At 51.5% G+C, this 868-nt stretch carries 1 protein-coding gene; it reads left to right on the plus strand.

Annotated elements, in window-relative coordinates; translation table 11 throughout:
- Window positions 1-105: 105 nt before the first annotated feature.
- Window positions 106-846: a hypothetical protein gene (locus ACR0KL_RS22745; protein WP_480777553.1), complete on the plus strand. Its 741-nt coding sequence runs from the start codon at window positions 106-108 to the stop codon at window positions 844-846.
- The last annotated feature ends 22 nt before the right edge of the window (window positions 847-868 follow it).

An 868-nucleotide genomic window follows, 5' to 3' on the forward strand; every position in this document is an offset into this window, starting at 1 on the left:
AGAGCCTAGCAGAGACATCTCCACATCTTCGCATTACAATCGGTCAAAATGGAAACGGAACGCCATACCGGAAAAGAACCTAGGATTGCCCGAGGCAGGATTGTTGTGCCAGCAGAACTTTCGGCCTGTGAGCGGCGAGCACTGTCGAACAAACTGTATTCAGTACATCAAAAGATCTTTGCGGGTGTTTCCGCCGAAGAGTTTCATCAGCACGTGATAGAACCGCCGGCAGAAGCAACATCCATCCAGCTTTACAACGCGGCAGACCAAAGTGTTATTGGTTATTGTGCAGTTCACCGCTATCGACGCCAAGTGCATGGGCGCAGCGTCATTGTATTGCGGGCAGAGGCTGGGTTGGCACCTGGGTTTCGCGGGCGCGGCGCAACTTACGGCTTCGGCATCGTACGTGCTTTAACTGAAAAACTAAGCCACCCATTCACCCCAGTGTACTATCTCGGCACACTCGTTCACACGTCGAGCTATCACCTGTTCTGCAAGTATTTTCGGCGAATTTTCCCGCACCCGGATGTTAAGCCGCCCGGCAATATTCAGAAAATCGCTCGCCAGCTCATAGAAAGCTTCTCTGATCCGGCTGTTCGTCCAGAAGACCCGTTTGTGCGCGACGTCGGATGGGTCACTATCGAAACACCGCAAGAAAAACGTCTCAATGAACGGCTTGATCCATCAGACGTGCAGTTCTTTAAGCTACGCAATCCAGGTTTCACAAAGGGTCACGGCCTTGTCGTATTAATTCCGATGACCTGGCTCAACCTTTTAGGAGCACTTCTTTCACGTATTTACGAGCGCGCGCGCATCGCTTCCGGAATTCATAAACCCGACCTTTGATTGAATGGTGACTTTGCCTGCA

The organism is Ruegeria sp. C8 (genome assembly GCF_056537565.1).